This window comes from Pseudoalteromonas sp. NBT06-2 (assembly GCF_002276045.1).
In the GTDB taxonomy this organism is placed as follows: domain Bacteria; phylum Pseudomonadota; class Gammaproteobacteria; order Enterobacterales; family Alteromonadaceae; genus Pseudoalteromonas.
This window is the reverse complement of sequence record NZ_NQMR01000011.1, coordinates 25,784-48,916: the sequence shown is the minus strand read 5'-3', so window position 1 is coordinate 48,916 and position 23,133 is coordinate 25,784. Positions and strand designations below refer to the sequence as shown.

Sequence of the window (23,133 nt, the reverse complement as noted above, 5' to 3'; positions counted from 1 at the left end):
TTTGTATAATGCATTGCATAGAGATGAGAGCATCTAATAAAAATAACTTTTATAAAGCTTAAGCTCTGAAGTGGTTTTTCTTTATTTTTTCATCTGATTAAATCGAGAGAGTCAAAGAAAAATTATGCCAGTATGATGGAATTGGTAGACATAGGGGATTCAAAAGGCAATAGGTCTTGCGCCTAACCAATTGAATTTAAAGGGAAAGCTAGTTAAATATTAGCAATTGTTAAATGTATATTGATGTATAATAATCAGCTGCTAATATTCCAATATATAGTAATTGATATAGCGGAAATACAAAGGATTGTATAAAGTTTAATTGAAATGGCCGAATGGTGGAATTGGTAGACACGCCGCATTCAAAATGCGGTTCTTTCGAGAGTGACGGTTCAAGTCCGTCTTCGGCTACCATTGCAATTAAAAATCAGCTGCTTACGAGCGGCTTTTTTTATGCCTGAAATTTAGATATAAAAAAGGCACCTCTCGATACCTTTATCAATCCTATTTATATTTAATCATGTGGCCCAAGAAACCTATCACCATTAAAGTGAATCATATGGGTCGGCGCTTCCGACATCCATACTTCAGTTTCCCAACTAATCTCGCCTAAATATTTACCCATGATTTTTCTGTCAGGAAATGCAGTAACGTAAACAAGACCAGGCTTTGAATCCTTGAACAATTTCGCAAGCTCTCCGTGGCGCTTACCATCAACAGGACCATGACTTGTCACAGACTCAATAAGTAGTAGCCAGTCACGTTCAGGCCAATACAATACAACATCAGGCAGTTTGCCTTTACGATCAACAGTAACTCCTAGCTCTGCCAATCTGTCTTTCCTAAAGAAGTCCTCTTTTGCTCCTGTATCACCCAAATAAATCACTTCTGAGCCAGGCGCAAATCTGGGACCGAACTCAATCACAATGTCGTGAATTAATTGGCTGTGAATACCAGGGCTCAATTTGATTTCAGTGCCATCATCCAAAGTAAGAGGTATCATCTGCATTTCTCGCTCCATCGCATACTGTTGAGCTAATGTCTTGCGTAATTTTAACCAACCTTTTAGAGCTTTTTCCCAGCTAGCTGTCCCGTATTCCAATAATACTTCAAACAATTCAGGAGCTATCTGATAGCAAGCTTTAGGGCTGTTAACCGGCCTGTCTGGTTTGTCAGGGTTATAAAGAGCAAGTCCACCATCAACGAACTGGTGAAGCGTCTGCCTGCGGAATGTCTCGCGAGTATTGGGTGCGTACTCTTTACCGTAAACATCTCTGCACCAGTCCATAATTGGCGTTACGCCGAACAATGGCTTCTCAAGCTCTTGCCAACTGCCCTCAGGATGTAAGTTAAGTAATGTAAGAAAAGTAAGGGCTGATCGTTCATTTTGTTGAGCCCTAGGCATTCCTAGCAGTGTGATAACCTCTAATGCTTGATCTATTTTTTCTTGCCCACTTAACGGGTTATTATTTTCTACGCCGGTCATTTGACTGATTTCCCTTTCTATTAGTTGATCAATTTCTTTTTGTGTTAAATCTGGTGTTTGAACCTGGGCTCCAATTCTACGCAACGTATCAGGCTCAGGGTAGTGAATAGTACGTAAATCTGTAGCGTTAACCTGAGTATGACCACCAAATAAACGGTAATACTTATCCAATAACGTACAGTTCAAATAAACATATAGTCCTAAAGCTAACTCTCTATCTAATCCTACCTTTTTGCTGTGAAATACATTCAACTTGTTTTCAAAGCCAATTAGCTCGCCAGCTAATGAGCTATCGTAAGGTGTTGCAACAATTCGGCGCTTTTCTTCTTTAGAGCTAAACCTGCGAACAATTACAAAGTAGCCCTCATGCTTCCAGAGCCAACTTTTTGACTTGTCTGAGACAGATATAGCGTTTGGCTTTTTAGACTCCTTTGGCCAGTTCACACCGCCATTTAAATGGACAGGGTAAATCAGAGGTACTGCACCTGGCTCAATGTCTTTGCGAAGATCATCTTTAAGCCTGAAGTCCACAACGGGGCCAGTGGAAACCTGAGCACTTATATCTTCCAGCGTAGAATTAAACACGCTTAGTTTATCGATAATTGACTGATCACGATTATTGGCGGCGATATGAATAAATTGCTGTTTATCGCCAGGGTTAACGATTGAACTAAAAGGTACTGTTCGTGTAGTCATGTCAGAAGCTGTCACCGTTCCTGATTCATCGTCCTGATGAAAGTCCGCGACAGGGCTTGAAGTAATCGTAACTTCTCTTTGTTCTTCGCCTTTTACAAGATGTAGAATAATATTCTCTTGCAATACATCATCGCCTGAAAATGCATTTGATCGGCTGTCAAAGATATGAATGTGCCTGATGGCTGCTTCATTTATTAATTGCTCTCTGAATGGCTGATAGTAGGGTCCATTGCAGAATGAGCGTGGAATAATAGCTACCAATTCGCCACCTTGCTTGAGTCGCTTAAGGGCTATGGCTACAAATGCTGAATATAGATTAACCGTTTCAATTCCCACTGCTCGTAGCCACTTTCGATGATCGCTTGAGCTAGCTATCTTTTTGTATGGTGGGTTCATGATAATGTGTGAATAGTGCTCAATTGGGCCAAACACAGCCTCACAGTCACTATAGTTTGTAATGTCGTTACTGAAGTTCTGAATAAAATCACCGAAGTGAAAAGTTGGATTAAGTTTAATCCCAGCTTTTTTTGCCACCTCTTCACATACATTAACACTCTCTACAATGTGAGACTTTATACGCTCTTCGATTTCATGTGCATCAATATTAATAGTTGATACATTTCCTCGCTTAATTGCCTCATCAGTGAAAGCGGCAGCTAAAGAACAAGGCCCGCATCCAGGATCGAGCAAGTTAATCTCGTCTGCCATGGATTCAAACAAAGAAGCCATAAACATTGATATAGGGGCAGCTGTATAAAACTGACCTAGTTCACCTTTTTTCTTAGGATCTAGCTTTTCGTTCGCAGCTATGCGAATCAAATCTACTTCATTAAGAATTGTCATCTAAGCCCTCTAAAATTATAGTTTCTTTATTTTGTTCATATTGCTCAATGCCTTTCTTCATTAAGTAGTTGTATATGAGCTGCTTGTTTCCTTTAGTGTTTTTTTCAATCCAGTCTATCACCTCTTTGTCTAAGTGGATGCTGGTGAGCTTCGTCCTATCAGCTCGGTCATTTAACCTTCCTGTTGCCAATATTTGTTTTTTCATACTATGAACCTACATACGATTTCATCATAATGGTACCACGTATAAATACTTGGAGTATATGTAGCTACAAGTATTATATGTATTGACAAGGAGCTTTGTTTATGATAGTATGTTCATCCCGTCGCTAAGAGAGATTGTGAATGTCCAATGTTGAAAGAAACGATAACTTGCGCTCTCAGCTTTCAAAATCACTTGATGAGCTACAGCAACTTGAAGACAAACAAGATCTAATACTTTCTTTTTCAAACGGCATTTGCTTATTAATGAAAGAAAACGGCGGAGCACATCCTCTTTTATCAGCAGTTTCAACATACAAAATTAACAGAGAGACAGATCCGTTTTGTAACCACTCAGCTGGCATGTTCACTTACTGCCAAGCAACTATGTTTTTTAAAATTTCACATCACCAAAACACAGCTCACATTGATATTGGTCTATACAGCGAGACAGGCCAAATGCGGCAACAGCGTAATAACTATCAGTGGTACGCGCTTAAAGCTGTTATAGATTTCTAAAACCTAAAAAAACAAAACACATTTGATTTCAAACTTTTGGAAGGACTAATTATGTCTGAAGAAAAGCTGAGTAAATTACTGAGCATGATTGCTGATCCTGTTAAGCGCAAACACCTTATCGAATTTAAGGTCATTAGCATTTGCACATCCAAACAAGTTGAAAGAATTATTGAAGGTAAAGGAGAGATGTTTTACCAGATTCTATCAAAAATTGTAGTTGATGATAATTGCTATGCTAATGCAGCTATCGATCAGTTTAAATTATACATAACAATTTTTGAAGTTCGTGATGAGGAGCGTCAGGCGGAAGGCACTGTCTTTTTTTATGTTGTTTCTCTCGATGAAGAACTTGAGAGAGAGCTTGAGCAGCAAGATATAAAACAGTTTTTGGAAGGAGCAATAGAGATTGAGTAGATTATTAGACCGTATAGCTACCCTAAATTTTAACGTAGTTAGGGTTTTGCATGAGCATCCACTTCAAGCTCGCAAATACTTGAATGGCGGAACGGTGAGGGTTGTGATTACGCCAACATTGCAAAAGATTATTTGCACTGAAGAAGCTGAAAAATCAGTAATCAAAGCACTTAAAGCTCAATTTAAAGGACGAATTAGTGAGTTGGATTTATGTCAACTTGGCTTCTTTCACTATAAAAATCTGAAACTAGGATGGTTCATACAGCCAATGCTTAAAAGCGATGAGTCAATCCTTTCGGATGATATGTTTGATACTAAAGGCAATATATTTTGGGTGGTTATTAGCACTCAGAGAGGGCTTAAAAGGTATCACAAAAATCGAATTCAACTAGTTAACACAAAAAGGAAAAACTATGAGTAAATATCTAATTGTCAGTATCCTTTCTTTATTTCTTGTTGCGTGTGGTGGCGGTGGTAGTGATTCAGACTCAGGAAGCAATGGCAGTGCTAATAACGGCGGCAATTCAGGTGGTATGACTTATGTTACCGGTGAATTTAAGTCAGCTGATATTACTGGCTTATACGCTCCGAGTGACCCGAGTGCTTTTGGTGATTTTGGAGAATGTCATTCAACATTTAACCGCCATTATTTCGAATCAGCTAATGCCATGGTTTATGGAGATCCAAGCTTGCCTGATGACGATTACAAGCATGCAGCTTCACTAGTTGAAGGGCAGTTGCAGACTGCTTATAGCAAAACAGGGTTTAGTGAAGCAGAGTTTAAAGAGCTACGGCCTGCGTATTCTGTTGAAGTTCAGCGATTAACCATTATTGATTATTTGGTTATGCATTACGTGCAAACTGATGGTGAATTGGATGAACTCGACATAACTGATGTTGATTCTGAATTTTCCGCACCGGAAAACTGGAATGAACTTGAGGATAATGAACGTGTCCCTCTAGTGACTTCATATTGGAATAGTATTAGCAAAGACAAACAAACCGAATTCATTCAGCAGTATGAAGCGCTATATAACTTTGATCTGGTTGGACACAACACTATTCCAGAGAAAGTTGTCGTGTGCCTTGATGCCAGGATGAATAGTAGTATGTGGGGCCAAGGGACTTTATTGGGGATGAACATTGCGCCGAATTCTGTTGCAGGCCGTTCTGATTCTGACCAAGTGGTTTTGCATGAGCTTATTCACTGGATTCAGTTGAATGTTAGTACGCCTGTAGAACCAACAATTCAGATTCATGGTAGGTGGTTCATCGAGGGCATGGCTACTTATTTGGCAGGGCAACAAGTAGCAAAAGAAGTGTCAGGATTTTATCCAGTTAATGTGGTTACTCATGAAGATGAGAATGCGAACTTCAATGATCCTGGTGTGGCTTATGGTCATTATTCAAAAGCGTTTAGCTACTTATATGAAAATAGTGGACCTGAGCGAATTAAAGAGTTATTGCTGAAAATGCGTTACTCAACAGAAGTAGATCGATATGCGTTTTCTGGTGAATCAAGTAATCGTTTTAGCTATGCGTTTGATGAGTTCATGTTGAAGAAAAACGGTGAGAGATTGATGCTTGAAGAGTTCAGAAATAACTATCATTCACTTGTAGAATAAGGAGTTCACAGGTCTCAAGAACGAGTTTTTGGAATAGCAATAATCAGTTATACGCTGTATTTAGTTGCTTCAAAAAATCTTTATGAAACGCGACATTTCTTTAGGTTCATATTTGGTTGGTTACCTTTTAATTGGTCGTTTGAATTATCTTACCTTTTTACTGATGATACGATCTTGTTAATTCTCTGTTTTGCTGTGCCATTTGTTCTGTTCTCCGGTTTTTTCAGGATTAGATTATGAAAACAATAGTCAGAAATTGGGCTTTGATTACCATAGTAGATGAGCTATCACCATTTAAAGTGCTGTGGGCCGTAGTCGTGAGTGACAATGTGAGAAATCGCTTTAAAGAAAATGACTACTTATGCTCATCTCGAATTTTATACATTGAAGACAATCTTGTAAGAACTCATACAGGAAGCTGCTATGAATTAATCGGAGAGGGCAGCGAATACGTTGCTAGTTATGCTCAGCTTATTTCATTAATCGATGGGCTTAGTCCTGATGTCTTAAAGTTGGAAAAAAAATGATCGGTGGAATCGTTGGGAACTTTATTGGGCTTGAGTTCGAAAGCACAACAATTAAGACATACAATCTTCTTGAGCTAACAAGTGCTAAAAGCGCAATTTCATCGCATTCATTAATGCTCGCTAGTACAGCAGATGCATTAATGAATGATCTTGATTTTAGTGAGTGTTTCATGAAGTGGGGCCAGCAAAATACTGTTACTAATTTTGATGATGCTACTGAATTTTGGCTGCTGCAAGGCGATATAAACTACATGCAAGAAAGCACTGGAAGCGGCGCAGCGATTCGCGCAGGGGTCATTGGAATGCTGGATATCCCCCTTTTCCAGATACTGGAATTGGCGGCTGAGAGCTGTCGGTCTACCCACAATAGTGATGAAGCTGTTTTTAGTGTTCAGGCAGTTTGCTATGTTGTTTATGGGGTTAGACAAAAGAAGTCAGTAGATGAAATTTATGCTTACTTGCTAGCTAATTTTAATTATGAACGACCTAAAGATCACATTGAGCTCCAGCAAAATCTAAAGATTAATGGTGATGCTAAAAATGTAGTCTTGGCTGCAATCTATATCGCATTGTCAACGAAGAATTGGGAAGACTCTATACGCTCAACCATATATTATTTTGGCGGTTACAATACGAATTCAATTATGTGCATCGCATCACTAATCAAGTCTCAAGCATGCTCCGTCAGTGAGCGATATAAGCAACAAACGAAGCGCTGGTTGTTCAAAAATCATCAGCCTGTACTGCAAATGATTGAGGAATTTGAGCACAAAAGATGGATGTGTAAACTGCCTTTTTAATAAGGTGGTAAATAATGCTTTTTTCTGTACGCGTGAGTATATTTTTAGCGCCTCTGACTTATATTTATCTTAATATAAAAGTTATAAGACAAGAGTATAATTATTATTTCTATATTGATATAAATTCTATACTGTCACTTGCATGGCGTTGATATACTTATCGGTATAAGTAATATATACATGTTTATATATCCTTATTGTAAATACTGATATAAATAAAATATTAGCACTTATATGCCGTCACATTCATATGTTTGATGGCAATTAATTGTGTTATTAAAAAGATAATAAAATTGTAAATAATACTTGATATAAGAGTGTGAGTTGGTAAAGTAAGGGTATAAGAATAAGAGGTGGGAGAAACAAAATGAAGCCCTTTGAAGAGTTTACGCTAGATGACCTTCTAGCATTTTTCAAGAAGCATGGTCTGGTTATATATGATGGTCGTGGATCGGTAAAACAAATATACGATTACGAAAAAATATCTGGCATTCTAGGCTGCAAGCCACGTAATGCAGCACTACTTTGTAATAAGCCATTTAGACTGCAAAGACATCATTATGACTTACTTGCGTTACATTCAGGGAATCTTAAACCCTGCTTGATAGCATAATGAGAGGTGTTTCATGCTTGGTGAAATTACAACTAAAGAACAAATCAACGAGCTAACTCATATGCAGCATCTTGAGTATTCAGAATTAGCAATTGCCCATCTTCATGATGTAGATTGGAATGGCTATAACAAAGCCAAGCAACAGCCTAGAGTATCTGATAGTGATAACTTCCTTAAAATAGCTCCTGCACCTGCTCCGTACCGCTCATGGCCTGAATTTCACATGTTTAATAATACTTTGCTAAAAAATGCGAAGTACGAACCGATTGAGCACAAAGTTGAATATTCAATAAAACACACTCATCAGCCTGACGCTGTTTCTAATTTAAATAAGCGAATATTTTTTGAAATTAAAGGCTGCTTTAGAGATATAGCTGAGGCAATGAAATACATACATATTGCTGAACAGCTTGGCATTACATTTGTGTTCATTCTTCAAGAAGAAGGAATACATTTGCCGTGGTGTAAGGTCCGTAAAGATGGCTCAACGCGTACTATAGAAGAATGGTGTGAAGTTAATGGTTTTTATTACTGTTACACGCATGCGTTTGATGAATTCGTTCAAGGCGATGCGTATAAGCGCCTGGTGGCAACTGCATAATCTATTGAGGCCTTTGTTTACTTTCATGTATTAGGCCTCTCCCTTCATTCAGCTCAACCCCCTCAACACCAGTTGAATATCGGGGTGAAGAAGATAGCAAATACGATAGTTAGAGATACTGTACTTCGCTTGTTGAGCTCCCACATTAAAACTTCAGATAAGGCTATAAAAATAATGATAACAGCTAAGCTAACTCAACCTCAAATCAAGCCATTTGTACTAAAGAAACTTGAAGAACAAAATGGTATCTGTCCTGTGTGCCAATTGCCTATATTAAAAGATCCAGTTGGCGATCATGATTACGGCACTGGTCACATGAGAGATCCTTTGCACCGACATTGCAATTCGCTTGAGGGAAAGATTATTAATTGGGCGAATACCTTTGGCAAAAGTACTGATATTAAAGTTGTTTTTGAAAATCTTCTTAAGTATTGGGCTAAGGACTTTAGTCATAATCCGTATCACTATAAGCATAAGACCGATATTGATATAAAGATTAAAAAGCTTAAGGCTCTTGCTAAAAGTGCAAAGAGGCCTGAAACCATCGCTAAACACGAACAAGCAATCAAAGAATTAAAGAAACAAGTAGCACGCTACAAGCTCTAATTTTGCTTTATGCCGCCGCAATGCGGCGAATCTTAGCCAGTATTATTTCAGCCTCCTCTCCTGTGATTTTCAACTTTACCCACATTAAACGCTGTTTTTCTTTTAAAGAATATTAAAAAACCTCAACTAATGTGGGTGACCATCATAAAAGAGAACTGGCTCTCCTTAGCGCGAAGCGCTGCCCAAATCAAAAAATAATAATAACAAGGTCCCATTATGACTGGCAGAAAACCAAAGCTTACAAAGGCGCTCATAGAGCAATTTGAGAAGTACCGTGAGCGACTTCCTGCTAAGTATGCAGCAATCAAAGCTGGCATAAGTGAACGCACTTATCATTACTATCGCTCACATGCTGAAGAGCTAATAGAGCAACTTTCCGAAGGCAATATAGAGAAGTCAGACTTAACGGCATTAGATAAGCTTCATTTGCAGTTTTTGCGTGAGCTTACGGCAGCATAGATCAACTTCCATTTTGTGATCTGATTTAATGAGTGCAACCTCCACTACTAGGATGCAATCATGTTAAACCAAGATCAATTATCAATAGTCGTTACTGCTTTTGAGCACTGGCGTAGCAACCGAAATGGCCGTCAAGTGCCAACACCTACCGAATTGCGTGAGCAAGCCGTCGCATTACTTCATCATTATTCCTCTAGCCAAATAACATCTGCACTAAGGCTCAGCGGCAGTCAGCTCAAGCAATGGCGACACTGTACTGTGCCCACCAAGGTAAAGCCGCAATTTGTTCATTTACCTATTTCAGACTCACCAACACAGCCGTCTGTAAAGGTTGAGCTGTGCTTTGCCAGTGGCGATCAGATGCATTTATCTGGCGTTGTTAATAGTGACATGCTTATTTCACTCGTTGGCGCAATGAAGTCATGATCCACCTCACCGCTGATACCCATATATTAGTCGCTATTGCACACGCAGATTTTCGTCAAGGTATTGATGGTTTAGCCGCTATTTGCCGTCATAAACTCATCCAAAATCCACGTTCAGGCACTGTGTTTGTTTTATCAATCGCAATAAAACCATGGTGCGTGCATTATCATATGACGGCACTGGTTTTTGGCTGATGACCAAGCGCTTATCTAAAGGCAAGTTTACCTCGTGGCCGAGTTCAAACAATAACATTGAACCACTCATCGCAAAACAATTACGGCAACTGTTGAGCAATAACGATCAGGGCAAGAGCATTATAAATGGTATTGACATCGCCTTTTTGAAAAAAACAAATCAAATAAACTGTTTTTATATGCTGGTTCAAAAAAATCTACAGATTTAAGCTCCACACAAGTCTGTTTAGATTAAATTTCAAACTAAACTTGTATAAAATTCGTAATGCTCTTGCCGTGCAATAACGATCTATCATGGCAAAAAACCGATCACTTTTTAGGGTGAAATAATAAAGAGATTATTACTTGATTTTTCATTTTATCGGATCATAATGTCCGTCAAATCAACCTGTAACCCATACTGAATACTGGATGTATCGTGAGTAAGCCTTTTACCGATATTGATGGACAAGCACTTGAAGCGTTAATAGAGCGCGTCAGTGAAGCCAAAGAAAATAATCTGGCGTTGAGTCCCGAAGACTATCAATTATTGCTTGACGCTTTAATGACCTTAGCGACCACGCAAACTCGCTTAGCAAACCACGACGTTACCGTGCATAAATTGCGTAAATTATTGGGTATTGAAAAATCATCTGAAAAGCTAGGCTCAGTGCTTAAAAAAGCGAAAACGTTATCAAACAAGAAAAACAAAAAGCATAAAAATGATGGTGAAGAGGGCTTCACGCCTGTTAAACCCACGATTATCGTTCACCCACTAAAAGACCTTAATAAAGGTGACAGCTGTATTGAGTGCTTAACGGGTAAAGTATATAAAACTGAGCCAGGTAGCTTGCTGCGTATCACAGGGCAAAGCCCGTTTAAACCCGAGCAGCATGTGATAGAGCGTCTGCGTTGTAATACCTGCGGTGCTTATTTTACTGCGCCATTGCCTGATGAGGTATTAACCGATGGCTTAAGTAATCAAAAGTATGGTTATTCAGCCCGCTCACTCATGGCAATTTACAAATACTTTGCGGGGTTGCCTTTTTATCGCCAAAGCAGTATTCAAAAGTTACTCGGGGTAAAAATCACCGCCTCAACGGTCTTTGACCAAGTAGAGCTTGTTTGTAATGATATTTATCCCATATACCAATTGCTCTTTAATTTAGCGAGCGACGCCAAACATTACTATTTAGACGACACCACCAACCGCATTCTTGACGCAAAGCCAATCGAGAAACAAGCACGTAACAGTGATAAAACCCGTACACGCACAGGCGTTTATACCTCAGGCGTTATCGCCACCATTGCGGATAACCACCACATTGTTTTATTTGAAACCAACATTGGCCATGCGGGTGAATTCATCGACAGTATTTTGCACAAACGCAGCCAATCCTACGCTAAGCCACTTATCATGAGCGATGCCCTTGCGAGTAATCGCCCGACGGTGAGGGAGGCAATCACGTCACTATGTAATAGCCATGCTAGGCGACAATTTGTTGATGTTATTAATCACTTTCCTGAAGAAGTTGAGTATGTCCTTGAGCGCTATGGTGAAATATGGGTCAATGATGATTACACCAAAGAAGAAAACTTAAGCCCCAGCGCAAGGCTTATATATCATCAGCAACACTCAATGCCCATTATGGAAGAAATAAAATTGTGGGGAGAAACACACTTTGCCAACGAAACCGTTGAAGAAAATAGCGGCTTAGGCAAAGCTATTCGCTATTTTATCAAACACTATGTCGGTCTGAGCTACTTCTGCAAAACAGAAGGCGTGAAAATAGATAATAACCGTATTGAAGCGATGCTCAAAATTATCGTCAGAGACAGAAAAAACGCGATGTTCCACAAAACCTTACTGGGCGCAACGATTGGTGATGTAATTACCTCGGTTATCGCGACGGCAAGTGAGGCTGGTATCAATGTCTTTGACTACTTCACCGCATTACAACGAGAGCATGAGCAAGTAAAAGCTAATCCTAAAAATTATTTGCCATGGAATTACCTCGCTAAAAGCTCAATAACTTAGATAAAACCACCAAAACAGAATGACTTAGGCTTAACTGTCTAGGTCAAGCTACGTCTGAAAATTCACGATGTCACGCTACGCTGCCGTAAGCTCACGTTTTTGCAGTCAGCTAATGATGGAAGTGGCAAGTACAGACTTAATCTTATTGAATCAATGGCGGTGCATGCTTTCCCCGAGTACAACGAGGAAGGCGAAATGACCAAAAAACCAAATTTTCATGTAACAAAGTACTTGGCTGGTATAGAAAAACCAGGGGAGTTCTCCGATCCAAATGCACTTCTACAAAAACAAATTCAAGAGCAAATTCAACAGCAACTTGCCAAAGCGTTTGAATCAGGCGTTATTCAAGTTCCCGCAACAGCAACCACTGCTGATTTCATGAATGCTGCACTTCAACAACAAAACGCTATTGCTCAGACCGTAGCTGAATCGCAGTCACAGGACTCTAATAATGATTAATCAACGAACCATATATGATTGTGGTATTTGCGCCTTAGCTATGGCCCTAGATACATCATATAAAGACATTACTACCCAATGGCCAAACGAGGTAGACGGTATTGGCGTAACAGCCCAGGAAACCGTTAAATTCCTTGTGCTCAATGAATACAAACGATACAAACCGGTATTACTGCAAACACGCGAAGCTTTAGCTGAATTGGACCCACAGGCAGCTCAACGCAATTTATTTACTACTTCAGATGTTAAGCAAATGTGCACAGGCCTAAGAGCGATACTTACTATTAAAACGTCATATGGCGAACTTCATGCTGTGTATTGGAATGGTAAACAAATTCATGATCCTGCACGTAAATCTCCACATAATTGGGATCAGTATGAAGTGCTAGAAGCTGTGCTATTGATGGAGTAATCATGGCTAGTGCACTAGATAAAATTAAGAAGGTTGCAAAGGCAGTCAAAGAGGCTGTCTGGGGACCATTGGAGAAAAGTGGCCAAGAAATATTTTTAATGGCAGGTCAGCCGGAAACCCTTGTTAGTGAACTATTGATACATGGTGGTCGTGGCACAGGTAAGTCAGAGGTATTGATTCCAAACTACTTACAGCACGTAGGCAAAGGCTGGGGTATCTGGTGGTCAGAAATCATTTTAAGGCGAGAAATTAAGTCACTCAAGGATTTAATCAAGAAATCCAAAAAGATGATTCCTAGAGCCTTTCCTGGCGCTGAGTATAATAAAAGTGAGCGTAGCTGGACCTTCGTGACAGGTGAGAAGTTAACATTTGATTTCTGTAAAACTGTTGAAGATTATGACGAAAAATATCACGGTCAAGAATTCCAATATGTTGCATTTGATGAGCTGACGGTATGGCCTGATGACAAGGTTTATCAGTCAATGCGCTCATGCTTGAGACATAGTTATCAACCGACTCTAGAACAACCTTTGTTGCCACCAATGCAAACAAGGGCAACAACTAATCCTTATGGTCGTGGGAAAGGATGGGTAAAAGAATATTTCATTACTAGCTGTCAACAGGGGGTGCCTAAATTTGTTGATGGTGTAATGGATAAAATGCACATATTTTGCTCATACATTGAGAATTACAAATTACCTGATGTATATAAGAGATTTCTTAATAGTATTAAAGATCCTGTACTACGTGCCGCCTGACTATATGGGGATTGGAACTCAGTTGATTACAGTGCAATATTTGGCGGTTTATGCTCAAAACATATGGAGATTGATCCGTTTACTATTCCCAAAAACTGGACTGTAAATAGAGCATTTGATGAAGGCACAGCACCTCCATTTGCCACCGTTTGGGTAGCAGAAGCGAATGGTGAAGAGGTCAAGCTTCCAAATGGAAAAATATTCTGCCCTCCATCTGGCTCACTAATTGTAGTTGCAGAAGATTATGGTACTGAAGAGGATGCTCACGGTAATCAAGTTGAGCGCAATAGAGGTCTTCAGTTATCAGCTAGGCCGGTAGCTCGTAGAATCAAAAAAAAGGAAGAACAATTACTAAAAGGAATTCTGTCCAATCACACAAAAGTTGAGCCAGGTCCGGCTGATTTAAGTATCAGAAAAGGTGGAAAGCTAGATAAAGGCACTGGTGCTTCAGTTGAAAAAGAGATGGCGGCTGAGGGAATTAAGTGGACCGATTCGTACAAAGCAACAGGCTCAAGAAAACTTAGTGCTCAGATAATGATTGAAAGACTAAGTGCTACTAAAGAGCAAGATTTTGAAAGGCCACACATCTACTTTTTCAAGACTTGCCGGTACTGCATAAAATTCCTTCCTGAACATCACCGAAATGAGAATAATCCAGAGGAAGTTGCTAAGGGTCCTGATGATCACTTATGGGATGCAATTGCGTACAGATTAACTCAAAAAGCAAAACCCAAAACAATAACCCGCAAAGGTTTCTTCTAACACCTATTTGCTGACAATAAAAATAACAAAGGCGAAATACAATGAGACAATTCCAACAGCGTTCAGAGCATCTTGCTCAAGCATATAAAGACCGTTTGCTAATGCGAACTATCAGAAAAGGAACAAAGGGCATGAGAGAGGCCGGTGAGCAATTTTTGCCTCGTTCTATGGCTGAGCAACCATATGAAACTGAACATGGCAAGTATGACCCATATCAAGCAAGGTTGAAGCGCTCGGTCTTCGCTAACTTTACTAAAGATGCAATTAAAAAACTCTGCGCGAAACCATTCTCCACTACCATGACAGCTGAAACAAAATCGAAACGCAAGGCTGCTACCGACTTGATGGAGCAAATAAAAACTAATATCGATGGCTCTGGAACATCTCTGCACAATTTATTCCGTAAGATTAAAATTGAAGGAGCTTGGAATGGCATTTGTCACGGTTTTGTCGATGCAGATAGTAATGCTAAGCCTTATGCTCGTGTGGTTCATCCTGATACCATTCTTGATGCTCAGGAGCTCAATGGTGAACTTGTCATACTAACCTTTTCTGAAGATAGAAAGGAAATGGCTGAAGATGGATTAAGTATCAAGACCGTTAAGCGTGAGCGAACATATCGTAAATTTAATGGTGTCGTTGAGTGGGCTTTATTTGAAGAAGGTGAGGATCATCACCCAAAACAAATTAGTGAATGGACAATATTTGGTGGTGGTAATATCAATGAAATCCCTTTATTTACTTATTATGCTGATGTAGATGAAAAAGTGCCGAATTCATGTCTTGTGAATCACCGTTTCAAGATATGGCCGACCTTAATCATTTGCACTATCAAAAAGAGAGCGACTTATCACAAACTGAACATATCGCAAATATTCCTATTTTGTTTGCAAAAGGTCTCGATCCAGATAAACCGCTCAAAATTGGCAGTGACAATATGATTATGGGAACCAGTGAATTCGCAGATATGTATTATGTTGGTCATGATGCAAAAGGCACTGGATCTACTCGCACATCTATAAACTCTCTTGAGTTTCAAATGCAGACACTTTGCATGGAATTCGTAACAAATAAACAGGGAGCTGAGACAGCTACGGGTAGAGCTATTAGTGCCGATGGTAACAACAGCTTATTATCTGCAATGGCTTTAAATCTTGCGGATACAGCCGCTTTAGTAATAAAGACCATGGCTAAATTTGTATTAGTTGATGATTTGGACGTTACAATAGATATTCATACTGATTATGGCGTTACAATGAGCTCTGAAGAGCTGAATGCATTGAGCAAAGCTTATGAAGAAGAAACCTTAACTAATGAGGAATATCTTACTGAACTTAAGCGCAGAGGCGTACTAAGGGCTGGTTTTGACATTGAAGACAATCTAACCAAGATTGCTACCTTCAAGGCTCAGACTGCCGCTAATACAGTGGATACTGACTCAAGTAGCTCACCAAGCCCTGTGGTCGATGTGTCTGACGCAGCATAAGAAGAAAGCCCCAGGTCGGGGCTTTTTTGTTTATGCGTTACAGGTTTCCATTCTTTTATCGTGAGCGTTCAAAAGCTCTTGCAGTCTAGCTTCCATGAGAGGTGCTTGTTCTCTTTCATATCGACGTATACTTTCTTGATTATTTACGTTTCTCTCGCCAACCTCACCACCGTGCGTATGAGGGTACTTTGCTAAGCGCTCTCTTGATTCAATCGACCTGTATTTTTCAACTGTCTTATTGTAGTTCTTGTACTCGCAAACAACCGCCACTTTATCAAAGCGCTCTTCTTCTGTTATTGCAAACTCAAGTAAGTCTTTTTGCTCTGGATCTGTAATCCAATCTTTTGCGATTTCAGTTGAGTACTCGCCGCATTCAATACTATTGAAATCAATATTTGGTTGCTCGTCTAGTACACAAGCGCGTGTTTTTGCTGCTGTAGTGATAAATAATATTTTCATGATGAACTCCGGGGCTTAGCCCTCTTTTTGTTTTGTATTTAACTTACCTTAACAATATAATAAAATTGTAAATAATACAGTGTTTAAGCGAAATTATAATTAATAAGTTGTAAAATATTAATAGATAAGTATAATTTAAACATCAAATGATCTTTCGGGGGGAGGAACTATGGCTAAACAAATGGGAAGACCGCATCTAGATACCATTGATAAAATGCGTAGAGCGGCACTGAGACAACGTGGGCATGTAGCCGAGCTACAGACTGTATTTGATGTTGAAGGCGATAACCAAGCAGAGATTGATGCTATCACAGGCCCAGGCATTCGTCCAAAATCACGCGCCACATTCTTGCAAATAGAAAAAGACAAGTTTGAGAAAATGATGACTAATATCAGAGTATATGAGTCGGAAGAAGGCTTGCAGCACATTTCTATTGATGCCGTTGTTGATCCGCTATTAGAGAACAATACTGTTAAATCAGTCGGCCGTAAGTCAAAAGATGAGTTCACTATACTAGATCGTAAGTTACTATTAGCACAACGCAAACTTGCTGATACTCTGACTGAATGGGATGAGGCAGGAGCTGATGAGCCAGCGATTAAGAAGGCTACCGAAAAATCAGGGCAAAGGCATGGACGTACTCCTAAAACGTATCCTGAGCGTATTTTGGAGCTCAAAAAAGAGATTATTGAAACTACTACCAGGATTGCTGAGTTGGAGTCAAAACTGAATAATATTCAGGTAATGGATCGACAAATACGTGTACTTCAAAATGCCAAGCGCGAAGCCCGTAAGATGGCTAAGGAAGCACGAAACCTTCATGGCCATGATTCTGAACAGGCTACTAAATGGGAGTACAAAGAAGCGTCCTATGCCACTGAAATCAAGCAAATCACAGCAAGAGTAACACGCTACAAAAGACTTGAAGATAATGGATGGAAACCCCACGATATAGAAAGAATGAAACTGGCAAACCCTGCTGAAGCTGCGCTTCAGGCCCAACTCGAACTGGTTGAAAACAAAATTGGTGAAATAGCGTTGGATACATCAAGTAAGTCTTTTATTGATGAAAGTAAGGCTGTTGAGGCACAAGAGGACCTTCAGCGCACAGAGAAATACCTAAGTGCGCTTAAGAAGAAACAAGCATTGATGCGCGAGATAGAGAAGATAGAAGCCGAAATGAAGACAATCTAACTTCAATTTTGAGCGCAAATATAGCAAGCAACCTTGCAGAGTTATTTTTATTGAAACACTTAATAAGGCTTTAAATAAATACACTAATGTTTTGGCTTGATATAATATAGCTGTAAATAATTATGGAAAGAATAATAAAAAAGAAAGTAATAGTTAATGTATGCACAGAACCGTTTCGCACCTGTAAACACCACCCTAAAACCGCCACTATTTGCCGAATTTACCAATAAGCAGATCTTTTCCTCTCAGAAATTTATCTCCTCAAATGGTCTTATTAATAGATATTCTTGAATAATAAATGTTAAATATTTCAAGGCTCATTTCCGCAATGCGCAATATGTGATCTAAATATTGCTTGTTGATTCTCAGACATTATGACTGAAAAGTCATATTTTCAATCATAATGAATTTAATGGCTGCCCATTTAAATAAACTACCATAAATAAGACCAATCTCAAACATTGTGCGTAGTCACACATCTGCATTTAATTTTGCTAAACGTTACCACACTGGCGGCATTGCAGGTCTTGCACCAAATGAAGTACCAGCGGTTCTTTAAAAAGGTGAAGAGGTAAAACCGTGCATGCGCGCACCTCAATTAAGTGTTACATGTTTTGGGATAAAATCTAGGCCTCATTGACCTTTTATGTCAATGCCAACGTCAATAAACGCCGCTACTACAATAGTTTTTCAAAATTCTTCAGTCATCATCACTCAACTCATACCATCAACTAAATGTCTGCACCTCAGTAGATCAATTAAACTGACTTAGTCCAGTCTGATAATTTGTTCATATTAAGAATTAAGAATTAAGAATTAAGAATTAAGACTTGAGTAATGCAGCAAAGTTGAATAGAATCCACTTTTTAAAAAATTGGACATAGATACTCTATTGATTACAGATAATAAATAGCGTCAGTATTTATTTAGTATTCAATGAGAAAGTGTTATAAAAAATAATATAGGGATTGTTAAAATGATGTGTAGTAAGAGAAATATATTTTTCTTTATATCTTTCATATTCTTTATATCTTTCAATGTGATATCGTCTGAAATTTCTGCGATGAAAACTAATGAAAATATAAAAATAGACGGTGTGTTGAGTGAGAAGGAATGGGCTAATGCGCCTTCAGTCTCAGACTTTAAAATTGTAAAACCTTACCTTGGAAGATTCCCTTCAGAAAATACGGAAATTAATATTCTCTACTCGGAAGAGTTCATTTTTTTCTCTGGATTGATAAAAGAAAAAAAGAGCGATATTGTTGCCAATATCATGTCGCAAGGCAAAGAAATAACTGAAGACGATTACATTTTCATTTTGCTAGATACATTTAACGATAAGAGAAATGGCTATTGGTTTGCAATAAACCCAAATGGAGTGCGAAATGAAGGGTTGGTAGAAAACAACAGTCGTATTATTCCTGAATGGGATGGCAGGTGGGAAGCTGCAACACAAATAAATGAAGATTCTTGGTCATTTGAAATGAAAATTCCATTGAATATCATGTCTAGCAAGAAAGGTGAATTAGTTGATTGGGGCTTTAACGTAACCAGGTATAGAGCTAAAAAGAGAGAAGAAAGTCGCTGGCAAAGTATTTCTCAAAATGAAGAACGCTATTCTCCAGCTTCAATTGGAACCCTTTTCGGCCTAAACTTTTATAAAAGTGCCAAAAAATGGGAAGCTAGAAGTGCTATCAGTGTATCAAGCATAGATACATCTACTTCAGATGCTAAATATGAGTTTAAACCTTCCTTAGATTTTATTTATAACATTGATTCTTCGAATAAAGCTATTGTGACTCTTAATACCGATTTTTCTGCTGTAGAAGTAGATAATCGAGTTGTGAATGACGAACAGTATTCCACATTTTTTCCTGAAAAAAGAGATTTTTTCCTCGAAGATGCAGGCGTTTTTGAATTTGGTGGGCTGAATGGAAATATAGGTATTCTTACAGCAAACGGTATGCCATTTCATTCAAGAAAAATAGGACTTGATAGTACAGGTCGCCCTGAAGATATTGATGTAGGGGTTAAAATATCCGGTCGAAATGACAATTTCAGTTATGGGTTGTTGGGAGTGAGAGTTGACCATGAAGATAGGCCCGGAGCTAAAAACCTTATGGTTGGGCGTTTATCTTATCAAATTGATGATACGCATCAGATAGGAACAATTGCAACCTATGGTGATCCTACAACTGATGACAGTAATAATGTGATTGGTATTGATTACATCTATCGAAGTAACAACCTTTTTGGCAATAATATTATTAATGTCAATACTTGGTTTCAACATTCAAACTCAGCAGCATCACCATCTTCGGATAAAGATATCGCATATGGTTTTATGGTTGAATTGCCAAATGATAAGTTTTATACGAGGCTAGGTCTTTCGGAAGTTCAAGATAATTTTAATCCAGGTTTAGGTTTCATTGCTCGAACCGGCATTCGTCAATACACAACGGATTTTGCGTATAAATGGCGATTTAAAGATCAATTTATTGAGTCTTTTTCTTCTAGCCTTTATTCCACTCATTTTACAAGCGTCGATAATAAGTTTGTATCATCTGAAACTTACCTAAATTTAGTTGAGGTTGATAATCATGCTGGAGATAGTATTCAGTTAAGTTTTTCAAACCATAGAGATAGATTAGCACAGGGTTTTCCATTGTTTAATAAACTCTTTGTTGAAGAAGGTTATTATTCTGATACTCGCTACTGGTTAACGGTTGCAACAGCTAAGCATCGTAAATTTTCATCTGTTATCAGCTATGTAACAGGAGAGCGTTATGGTGGCGATTATGAGAGGTTTAGCTTGTCAGTGGATGTTTTAAAACTATTAAAAACAAATGTATCTGTTTACTACAGTAACTTATCAATGACAGTTAATGATAAAAATGAAGAGGTTAATTTAGCAAGAATAAAATCCACAACAAGCTTCGCATATAACCTTAGCCTTTCAAACACTATTCAGTACGATGATTTATCTAAAAGCTTAGGAATAAATAGTCGGTTTCACTGGGAGTTGAATCCTGGTAACTCTTTTTATGTAGTCTTAAATTATGGGGCTAATTATGAAGAGGATCAATTTGATTATAGCAATAAGTCAATTACAGCAAAATATAGTACTTATTTTTAATAACCCACCTAATTAAATTTTAATTTTATGAATGAGGACAGCGTGTTATACGTTGTCTTCATGCGTTTTTTTTCTCTCAAAAAAGTATATTTTTTACAACCCCTGAATTACTTGGAGTAAGGATAATGAAAAACATAGTTCAAAGTGTTGTTTTTTTAGTTGTTGTATTTGCACTAATGAAAATGCAAAGCCTTAGTACAGATCACAAGATAGATCCAAATTGGCAACTAAATGAAGCTGACTTTTCTTATGAAAATGTCATTAAAAAAATAACCAAATTAGCTCAATTTGGTCATCGTGGAGTGGGTTCTGAAGGGCATACCTTGAGTCGTGAATATATTGTTAAATATATGCGGAAACTTGGTTATGAAGTGGAAGTACAAGCATCATTTGAATGTGCTGTTGCAACTTGTGCTCCTGTGGCAAATATTATTGCATCTCGCGCAGGAAGTAAGTCTAAAGATGCAGTAATGATTTCAGCTCACTATGATTCTGTAGAAGCTTCTCCAGGTATTAGTGATAACGGTGTAGCTATAGGTATTTTGATGGAAGCTGGTCGAATACTTATGAATAGTAAGCCAGATAATACAGTCATTTTCCTATTTTCTGATGCTGAAGAAGTCGGTGCTCTTGGGGCAAAGGTATTTGCTAAAGAACACCCTCTTTTTGAATCCGTTAAAGTTGTTATTAATGCCGACTCAATGGGTACGACAGGTCTTGCTTATCTGTTTGAAACAGGTGCCAATAACTCTGCACTCATCAGAACTTATAGTGGGTTAGACATAAAATATAATGCGTTGTCTGCATTAAATGATATCTATGACCAATTACCTAATTATACTGATTTTACCGTATTCAAAAAGCATGGTTTAACGGGACTAAACTTTGGCTTGATAGAAAATAGTGGTTTTTACCATACAGCAGATGACAATATAGAACAGTTGGACCCTGCAAGCATAAACCATCTTGGTAAAACGTTGGTAGGCTTAACTCAATCTTATATGATGGAAGACTTCAATCATAGTGAGATTGGTGAGTCGGCATATAGCGATATTTTTGGAGCGGTAATGTTGATCCTACCGTTTACTTTACTGCAATTTATTGCTGTTGTTAGCTTTGGTTTGTTTATTTGGTGTACTTTAAGATATCGGACCAAAACCAGCTTGGTAAGGGAAAAAGTTAAGGCTGTTTTTGTCTTCCCATTATTTATTATTATTACTGTGTTGTTTAACATTGTTGCCTCTAGTTTGCTTTCTTTTATTGTAACTGATGGGCAACTTATGGCAGAACAGCGCCAGACCTATTTTATGTTATGGGTCCTGGTGTCAGTCTTATTAACCATGCTGTTGGTTAAACGTTTTATCAAGCAAAAAGCGTATCAACAAGCGCAGCTATTTTGGTGGTTAATGTTGAGTTTGATAACCGTCTTTTTGTTGCCAAAAACCAGTATTATATTTGTGCTTCCTACACTACTACTTGTTTGTGCTTTGTTGTGCTCTAAACTCTTGGATAAAAAGCAATTACCATCGTCTATCTTAGTCGGCTCAGCTGCGATTCTGTCACTATACTTCTTTATCAAAGTGGCTCTGACTCTGGATTTAGCTTATGGCCAAAGTATGAGTGTTGCATTTTCGGTATTTAGTGCGTTCGGTATCGCGCTATTTATGCCATTGTTGACTCGTTTTGAAAATCAAAAGTACAAATACCTGTACCCCCTCGCTCTAGCTTTAAGCATTTTGTTCGTCGCGTATACGCCTGTTCTTACAGACGATCTTGCAAGTACTCCTCCAAATGTGGTGAATTTCTTAAAAGTAGATGACCGTAACAAAAATCGTCAGGTTTTAATTGTTGAAGACTATGGTGTTACACCTGAACAGGTTATAACTGAGAACCCTAATGATTATGAACAAGATCATATTTACCCTTGGCTTACATACCTTCAAAGACATGTAAAGTCTCAACCTTTGCCTTATTCGACGCCTAGTTATGAGTTAAAGGCTTGTGATATTACTTCAGGAAAATATGTGTACGAAGCTGTCTTTACTCCTACACATAAGCATGGACTATTAAGAATGTTTTTCCCAACCAACTACCTTCCTGAGCAAGTTGAAGTTAACGGAAAAGCATTAACTTTTGATCCATCGAAAGATTTAAACACTGAGTTAGGTTATCGCCCTGTTGTGTTTGGATTAGCAGGACAAAGTGCAAGTTTTAAAGTGACTTCAAGTTCGGAGCTTTCTATGGTTGAGGTTTACCTTGTTGAAGAAAGGTTGTTGGCTGGTAATTCCCTGAATGGACCATTTTTAAAGGAGAGTAGTAGTCAATTGCAGGCATTCTATGGTGATAGAGAAGCTGTTATATCTAAGCTGTTGATCAATATTAAGGAATGTCAGTCGGAACTAGTAATAGATGACGTAGCCCCATAATAAGGCTTTTTCT

At 38.5% G+C, this 23,133-nt stretch carries 25 protein-coding genes and 1 tRNA gene; 23 read left to right on the top strand and 3 right to left on the bottom strand.

The window, feature by feature from the left end; translation table 11 throughout:
• Positions 1-329: 329 nt before the first annotated feature.
• Positions 330-414: transfer RNA gene (locus CJF42_RS03605), tRNA-Leu, on the top strand.
• A gap of 100 nt (positions 415-514) precedes the next feature.
• Here the strand turns inward: CJF42_RS03605 and CJF42_RS03600 are convergent.
• Positions 515-3,025, bottom strand: a complete 2,511-nt coding sequence (locus CJF42_RS03600) for a BsuBI/PstI family type II restriction endonuclease (RefSeq protein ID WP_212668777.1) — start codon at positions 3,023-3,025, stop codon at positions 515-517.
• Complete coding sequence (locus CJF42_RS03595) at positions 3,012-3,230, bottom strand: hypothetical protein (RefSeq protein ID WP_095365370.1); 219 nt, start codon at positions 3,228-3,230, stop codon at positions 3,012-3,014. The genes CJF42_RS03600 and CJF42_RS03595 overlap by 14 nt, the downstream gene beginning before the upstream one ends.
• A gap of 140 nt (positions 3,231-3,370) precedes the next feature.
• Here CJF42_RS03595 and CJF42_RS03590 point away from each other — a divergent pair, with 140 nt between their 5' ends.
• The 19 genes from CJF42_RS03590 (at position 3,371) to CJF42_RS03510 (ending at position 15,904) form a co-directional block, all read left to right on the top strand.
• A complete protein-coding gene (locus tag CJF42_RS03590; protein ID WP_095365369.1) occupies positions 3,371-3,745 on the top strand; it encodes a hypothetical protein in 375 nt (124 codons plus the stop codon).
• A 51-nt stretch (positions 3,746-3,796) separates the two neighbouring features.
• Positions 3,797-4,159, top strand: a complete 363-nt coding sequence (locus CJF42_RS03585; protein ID WP_095365368.1) for a hypothetical protein — start codon at positions 3,797-3,799, stop codon at positions 4,157-4,159.
• A complete protein-coding gene (locus CJF42_RS03580) occupies positions 4,152-4,580 on the top strand; it encodes a hypothetical protein (RefSeq protein WP_095365367.1) in 429 nt (142 codons plus the stop codon). The genes CJF42_RS03585 and CJF42_RS03580 overlap by 8 nt, the downstream gene beginning before the upstream one ends.
• Positions 4,573-5,784, top strand: a complete 1,212-nt coding sequence (locus CJF42_RS03575) for a hypothetical protein (RefSeq protein WP_095365366.1) — start codon at positions 4,573-4,575, stop codon at positions 5,782-5,784. Before CJF42_RS03580 ends, CJF42_RS03575 begins: the two co-directional genes overlap by 8 nt.
• 236 nt (positions 5,785-6,020) lie before the next feature.
• On the top strand, positions 6,021-6,311 hold the full coding sequence (locus tag CJF42_RS03570) for a hypothetical protein (protein WP_095365365.1): 291 nt from the start codon (positions 6,021-6,023) through the stop codon (positions 6,309-6,311).
• Complete coding sequence (locus CJF42_RS03565) at positions 6,308-7,111, top strand: ADP-ribosylglycohydrolase family protein (protein ID WP_095365364.1); 804 nt, start codon at positions 6,308-6,310, stop codon at positions 7,109-7,111. The genes CJF42_RS03570 and CJF42_RS03565 overlap by 4 nt, the downstream gene beginning before the upstream one ends.
• A 626-nt stretch (positions 7,112-7,737) precedes the next feature.
• The gene (locus tag CJF42_RS03555; protein ID WP_095365362.1) at positions 7,738-8,325 is read left to right on the top strand and encodes a PDDEXK family nuclease; all 588 of its coding nucleotides are present in this window, start codon (positions 7,738-7,740) and stop codon (positions 8,323-8,325) included.
• Positions 8,326-8,499: 174 nt separating this feature from the next.
• Positions 8,500-8,931, top strand: coding sequence for an endonuclease domain-containing protein (locus CJF42_RS03550; protein WP_095365361.1), 432 nt, complete (start codon positions 8,500-8,502; stop codon positions 8,929-8,931).
• 216 nt (positions 8,932-9,147) lie between these two features.
• Positions 9,148-9,390 carry a hypothetical protein gene (locus CJF42_RS03545; protein ID WP_095365360.1) on the top strand — a complete coding sequence of 81 codons (243 nt, stop codon included), beginning with the start codon at positions 9,148-9,150 and terminating at the stop codon, positions 9,388-9,390.
• Between the two features lie 60 nt (positions 9,391-9,450).
• The gene (locus tag CJF42_RS03540; RefSeq protein WP_095365359.1) at positions 9,451-9,816 is read left to right on the top strand and encodes a hypothetical protein; all 366 of its coding nucleotides are present in this window, start codon (positions 9,451-9,453) and stop codon (positions 9,814-9,816) included.
• Positions 9,813-10,010, top strand: a complete 198-nt coding sequence (locus tag CJF42_RS26610; RefSeq protein WP_141235473.1) for an IS66 family insertion sequence element accessory protein TnpB — start codon at positions 9,813-9,815, stop codon at positions 10,008-10,010. The genes CJF42_RS03540 and CJF42_RS26610 overlap by 4 nt, the downstream gene beginning before the upstream one ends.
• Complete coding sequence (tnpB, locus tag CJF42_RS29225) at positions 9,968-10,219, top strand: IS66 family insertion sequence element accessory protein TnpB (RefSeq protein WP_095365358.1); 252 nt, start codon at positions 9,968-9,970, stop codon at positions 10,217-10,219. Before CJF42_RS26610 ends, tnpB begins: the two co-directional genes overlap by 43 nt.
• Positions 10,220-10,428: 209 nt before the next feature.
• Positions 10,429-12,027: an IS66 family transposase gene (locus tag CJF42_RS03530; protein WP_095365357.1), complete on the top strand. Its 1,599-nt coding sequence runs from the start codon at positions 10,429-10,431 to the stop codon at positions 12,025-12,027.
• Between the two features lie 195 nt (positions 12,028-12,222).
• Positions 12,223-12,486 (top strand): hypothetical protein, encoded by a 264-nt coding sequence (locus CJF42_RS03525; protein ID WP_141235472.1) that lies wholly within the window; start codon positions 12,223-12,225, stop codon positions 12,484-12,486.
• Positions 12,479-12,898, top strand: a complete 420-nt coding sequence (locus CJF42_RS03520) for a hypothetical protein (RefSeq protein WP_095365355.1) — start codon at positions 12,479-12,481, stop codon at positions 12,896-12,898. The genes CJF42_RS03525 and CJF42_RS03520 overlap by 8 nt, the downstream gene beginning before the upstream one ends.
• Before the next feature lie 2 nt (positions 12,899-12,900).
• Positions 12,901-13,656 carry a terminase large subunit domain-containing protein gene (locus CJF42_RS28060; protein ID WP_212668776.1) on the top strand — a complete coding sequence of 252 codons (756 nt, stop codon included), beginning with the start codon at positions 12,901-12,903 and terminating at the stop codon, positions 13,654-13,656.
• A gap of 63 nt (positions 13,657-13,719) precedes the next feature.
• The gene (locus CJF42_RS28055) at positions 13,720-14,418 is read left to right on the top strand and encodes a hypothetical protein (RefSeq protein ID WP_212668775.1); all 699 of its coding nucleotides are present in this window, start codon (positions 13,720-13,722) and stop codon (positions 14,416-14,418) included.
• A gap of 41 nt (positions 14,419-14,459) precedes the next feature.
• Positions 14,460-15,359: a hypothetical protein gene (locus CJF42_RS27190; RefSeq protein ID WP_170940467.1), complete on the top strand. Its 900-nt coding sequence runs from the start codon at positions 14,460-14,462 to the stop codon at positions 15,357-15,359.
• On the top strand, positions 15,242-15,904 hold the full coding sequence (locus CJF42_RS03510; RefSeq protein WP_170940466.1) for a DUF4055 domain-containing protein: 663 nt from the start codon (positions 15,242-15,244) through the stop codon (positions 15,902-15,904). Before CJF42_RS27190 ends, CJF42_RS03510 begins: the two co-directional genes overlap by 118 nt.
• A gap of 30 nt (positions 15,905-15,934) precedes the next feature.
• On the opposite strand, the gene CJF42_RS03505 is transcribed toward CJF42_RS03510, so the two are convergent.
• Complete coding sequence (locus CJF42_RS03505) at positions 15,935-16,363, bottom strand: hypothetical protein (protein WP_095365353.1); 429 nt, start codon at positions 16,361-16,363, stop codon at positions 15,935-15,937.
• Between the two features lie 169 nt (positions 16,364-16,532).
• On the opposite strand from CJF42_RS03505, the gene CJF42_RS03500 reads away from it, so the two are divergent.
• From CJF42_RS03500 to CJF42_RS03490, 3 genes are all read left to right on the top strand, one after another.
• Complete coding sequence (locus CJF42_RS03500) at positions 16,533-17,558, top strand: hypothetical protein (RefSeq protein ID WP_095365352.1); 1,026 nt, start codon at positions 16,533-16,535, stop codon at positions 17,556-17,558.
• A 1,063-nt stretch (positions 17,559-18,621) separates the two neighbouring features.
• Positions 18,622-20,694 carry a carbohydrate binding family 9 domain-containing protein gene (locus CJF42_RS03495; protein WP_095365351.1) on the top strand — a complete coding sequence of 691 codons (2,073 nt, stop codon included), beginning with the start codon at positions 18,622-18,624 and terminating at the stop codon, positions 20,692-20,694.
• A 125-nt stretch (positions 20,695-20,819) separates the two neighbouring features.
• Entirely contained in the window at positions 20,820-23,120 is a 2,301-nt protein-coding gene (locus tag CJF42_RS03490; protein WP_095365350.1) for a M28 family peptidase, read from the top strand.
• Positions 23,121-23,133: the final 13 nt, after the last annotated feature.

What these genes read in the sequence shown, in the direction of transcription:
- CJF42_RS28055 (WP_212668775.1), top strand. Translation starts at nt 13,720, where the DNA reads ATGGAGATTGATCCGTTTACTATTCCCAAAAACTGGACTGTAAATAGA.
- CJF42_RS28060 (WP_212668776.1), top strand. Translation starts at nt 12,901, where the DNA reads ATGGCTAGTGCACTAGATAAAATTAAGAAGGTTGCAAAGGCAGTCAAA.
- tnpB (WP_095365358.1), top strand. Translation starts at nt 9,968, where the DNA reads ATGGTGCGTGCATTATCATATGACGGCACTGGTTTTTGGCTGATGACC.
- CJF42_RS03540 (WP_095365359.1), top strand. Translation starts at nt 9,451, where the DNA reads ATGTTAAACCAAGATCAATTATCAATAGTCGTTACTGCTTTTGAGCAC.
- CJF42_RS03565 (WP_095365364.1), top strand. Translation starts at nt 6,308, where the DNA reads ATGATCGGTGGAATCGTTGGGAACTTTATTGGGCTTGAGTTCGAAAGC.
- CJF42_RS03490 (WP_095365350.1), top strand. Translation starts at nt 20,820, where the DNA reads ATGAAAAACATAGTTCAAAGTGTTGTTTTTTTAGTTGTTGTATTTGCA.
- CJF42_RS03525 (WP_141235472.1), top strand. Translation starts at nt 12,223, where the DNA reads ATGACCAAAAAACCAAATTTTCATGTAACAAAGTACTTGGCTGGTATA.
- CJF42_RS03545 (WP_095365360.1), top strand. Translation starts at nt 9,148, where the DNA reads ATGACTGGCAGAAAACCAAAGCTTACAAAGGCGCTCATAGAGCAATTT.
- CJF42_RS03495 (WP_095365351.1), top strand. Translation starts at nt 18,622, where the DNA reads ATGAAAACTAATGAAAATATAAAAATAGACGGTGTGTTGAGTGAGAAG.
- CJF42_RS03595 (WP_095365370.1), bottom strand. Translation starts at nt 3,230, where the DNA reads ATGAAAAAACAAATATTGGCAACAGGAAGGTTAAATGACCGAGCTGAT.
- CJF42_RS03590 (WP_095365369.1), top strand. Translation starts at nt 3,371, where the DNA reads ATGTCCAATGTTGAAAGAAACGATAACTTGCGCTCTCAGCTTTCAAAA.
- CJF42_RS03555 (WP_095365362.1), top strand. Translation starts at nt 7,738, where the DNA reads ATGCTTGGTGAAATTACAACTAAAGAACAAATCAACGAGCTAACTCAT.
- CJF42_RS03520 (WP_095365355.1), top strand. Translation starts at nt 12,479, where the DNA reads ATGATTAATCAACGAACCATATATGATTGTGGTATTTGCGCCTTAGCT.
- CJF42_RS03505 (WP_095365353.1), bottom strand. Translation starts at nt 16,363, where the DNA reads ATGAAAATATTATTTATCACTACAGCAGCAAAAACACGCGCTTGTGTA.
- CJF42_RS03600 (WP_212668777.1), bottom strand. Translation starts at nt 3,025, where the DNA reads ATGACAATTCTTAATGAAGTAGATTTGATTCGCATAGCTGCGAACGAA.
- CJF42_RS03570 (WP_095365365.1), top strand. Translation starts at nt 6,021, where the DNA reads ATGAAAACAATAGTCAGAAATTGGGCTTTGATTACCATAGTAGATGAG.
- CJF42_RS03575 (WP_095365366.1), top strand. Translation starts at nt 4,573, where the DNA reads ATGAGTAAATATCTAATTGTCAGTATCCTTTCTTTATTTCTTGTTGCG.
- CJF42_RS26610 (WP_141235473.1), top strand. Translation starts at nt 9,813, where the DNA reads ATGATCCACCTCACCGCTGATACCCATATATTAGTCGCTATTGCACAC.
- CJF42_RS27190 (WP_170940467.1), top strand. Translation starts at nt 14,460, where the DNA reads ATGAGACAATTCCAACAGCGTTCAGAGCATCTTGCTCAAGCATATAAA.
- CJF42_RS03550 (WP_095365361.1), top strand. Translation starts at nt 8,500, where the DNA reads ATGATAACAGCTAAGCTAACTCAACCTCAAATCAAGCCATTTGTACTA.
- CJF42_RS03585 (WP_095365368.1), top strand. Translation starts at nt 3,797, where the DNA reads ATGTCTGAAGAAAAGCTGAGTAAATTACTGAGCATGATTGCTGATCCT.
- CJF42_RS03500 (WP_095365352.1), top strand. Translation starts at nt 16,533, where the DNA reads ATGGCTAAACAAATGGGAAGACCGCATCTAGATACCATTGATAAAATG.